At 50.0% G+C, this 2,800-nt stretch carries 1 protein-coding gene and 1 pseudogene; both read right to left on the bottom strand.

Annotation, left to right across the window (positions count from 1 at the left end; all coding sequences use genetic code 11):
• Positions 1–292: 292 nt before the first annotated feature.
• Complete coding sequence (locus METPAY_RS09220) at positions 293–1,018, bottom strand: segregation/condensation protein A (RefSeq protein WP_048151587.1); 726 nt, start codon at positions 1,016–1,018, stop codon at positions 293–295.
• Positions 1,011–2,800: pseudogene (locus METPAY_RS15495) on the bottom strand (chromosome segregation protein SMC); the annotation flags it as partial. The gene METPAY_RS09220 and the pseudogene METPAY_RS15495, both read right to left, overlap by 8 nt.

Below are 2,800 nucleotides of genomic sequence, written 5' to 3'. Positions count from 1 at the left end.
CATTTTTGTTCGATACTCTGTTATCCGTTAAAGCTATCTAGTGGTCGCGTTTCTCGAAAAGAGCTCTCAGAGCCCTTTTCTTACACACCACTTCAGCCTTACAATGTTATCAGTTGCAACATATAAAGGTTGTTGAAAATTACCGGATTTGCATGAGATCTGCAACAACCTTCAACGAGAAAAATGCAAAATCCCTGATTTTTTTGGAACATTTATCGAAAACGCGCAATTCAACACCAAACATTACAGGAAATTATTGAAAGAAAAATAGGATCCGCGGCACTATGAGACTTCAATCATCAGAAAAATCGATTTGCCACCGTATAAGATAAATTTCCCCAAAAAATTCCTTCTGTTTCAGGATTATCTTCTGCTCAAGCATCAGAAAAAGAAGCGGGATGTAAATCGTGCGCACATCCTTCCTGAGTTCACCGCAGACGGCAGAAAGCGTTACTTCGCCGGATTTGGCCTCCATATCCTCGAAACATGAATAGATCTTATCCGCGATGTCCTCAAAATCCTCCTCGTGAGCGACACTGACGATATCATCGGCCTCGAAGAAGAATTCCAACTCCGGAGACGGCCTTCTCCTCTGCCTCCGGCGCTGCATCTTTTCGGCAGTCTTCAGCTCTTTGATAAGTTCGAAGAGGGTAACAGGCCTCTTTCTCTGCTTCTTCCTCTTGATCCTCCTCTGGATCTCACGTTCGAGCCTGTCTATCGGCTCTGCAACATCCCCGAATGAATACTCACCCTCCTCGTCAAAACCATAATCGTCCTCGTAATAATCGCCCTCCTGTTCCGACCCGGAGACTTCGGGCTCATCCAGGTACTCGGACTTCATCCTGAGAAGGGTCGACGCAAAAAAGAGAGTCCGGCCGGATATCCGCAGATCCAGCTTCTGCATCCGTTCAAGCTCGGATAAAAACCGATCCGTGACTTCGACTATATCTATGTTCCAGGGATCAATCTCACCGGATTCGGCCATCCGGACCAAAATTTCGACAGGCTCCTCATCCATTATTCTTTACACCGGTGACGTATGTTGACTTGTCCGGCCGGATTGTAACCCCTATAATCCTGTCGGCCCGCTCTACAGTTGGTTTCCTGAGCGAAACGCATATCGTCTGGGCGTTTGCCGAGAGCTCGCCGATCATCTTCGATACACGCTCGACATTCGAGCCGTCAAGCATCATATCGACCTCATCAAGCGCATAGAAAGGTGCGGGCATATACTGCTGTATCGAAAAGATAAACGCAAGAGTTGTAAGGGATTTTTCTCCGCCGGATAGTGCCGAAAGCAGGTGAACCTTCTTGCCCCTCGGCTGAACCGCAAATGTCATTCCGCCGGAGAACGGATCGTCTTCATTTTCAAGGACGAGGTTGCCCGAACCTTCGGTAAGCCGTGCAAAAATCTTCCTGAAGTTCGTATCGATTGCGCTGTAGGCCTCCATAAACGAATCAAACTTCAGTTTCTCGTAATGCTCGATACGTTCTATGATCTTGGTCCTCTCGTTCGAGAGAACAGCCTTTTTGGAAGACCTCTCCTCAACCCTTCCTGCAACACGATCGTACTCTTCAATGGCAAGCATGTTGACGGCCCCGATCTTCCTGAGGGCAGATTCCGACTCCTCCAGGCCTTCTTCGATCTCCTTTAAGGAGAGATTCGTTTCAAAATCGCCTGCGGCTTCGGAGAGTTCGTCAATATTCTGCAGAACCTCTTTCTCCTTCTCGCCCAGGGAGTGGATCTGGAGATCCTTTCTCTCCACCTCCGCCTCGAACGTAATGACGATCTTCTCGACTCCCAGGATCTTCTCGTTGAGGTCGTCCCTCTTCTCGTGCAGGGCGTTGAGCTCCTCGGAAAAGTTCATCCTCTTGTCTTCGAGATCCTCGATAATCTCCTTGTTCTCCTCTATAGCCTGCCTGCATGAAGAGATCTCATCCTCGAACGAACTGATTCCGGTCTCGAGCTTTTCCCTGTCGAGATCCAGCTCCTCCACGCGTTTCTGGAAATGCTGCCTCTCCCTCTGCAGATCGGAGATATCAGAGTCCTTGTTCCGGAGACGCCTGTCGGCCTCTTCATATCTCTTCTTCAGCTGCTCGTAGCTTTCTGTGAGTGCAGGGAGATCCGTATCGTCATGCCTCTTTCTCAGCTGATTGTACTCGTCCTGGATCTGCTGGATCTCGTTTGAAATATTCTCAACCAGGCCCTCAATCTCGGCAAGTTTCTCTCCCGCACCGCTGACTTCGCCCTGGATCTCCTCCTGGCGCCTCAGGACCCCGTTCTTCTCGTCCTCCAGGTTCTCGATCATCCTGCCGTACTCTTCACTGAGCATCCTGAAGCGGGACATCTGTTCGTCGAAAGTTGATCTCTTCGCCCGGCTTTCATCCACTTCGGCAGTAAACCTCTCAACCGCGGATGCGAGATCGGACTCCTGGACACGAAGCCCGGAGATAGCGCCAACCAGCTTTTTGATCTCCTCGTCTGCAGCAACCCCGAACCCGGAGATCCTCTTCTGCTGAGATCCACCCGTCATCGCACCGGCCTTCTCGACAAGATCTCCGTCGAGGGTGACCATCCGGTATCTTCCGATCATCTTCCTTGCGGTGTCCATCTTATCAACGACAACCGTAGTGCCGAAGACATGGCGGAAGACAACATCATACCGGGAATCATAATCCAGGAGATTTACTGCATAGTTGATGACATTCTTGTCAAGAGAAGGATAGCTCTCCGGCGCCCGGAGCTTGTTTAGAGGAAGGAATGTCATTCTGCCGAGGCGTCTTTCTTTCAAAAAGCGAA

The organism is Methanolacinia paynteri (assembly GCF_000784355.1).
Taxonomy (GTDB): domain Archaea; phylum Halobacteriota; class Methanomicrobia; order Methanomicrobiales; family Methanomicrobiaceae; genus Methanolacinia; species Methanolacinia paynteri.
The sequence above is the reverse complement of the archived record's forward strand: the minus strand, read 5'-3'. Positions and strand labels throughout refer to the sequence as shown.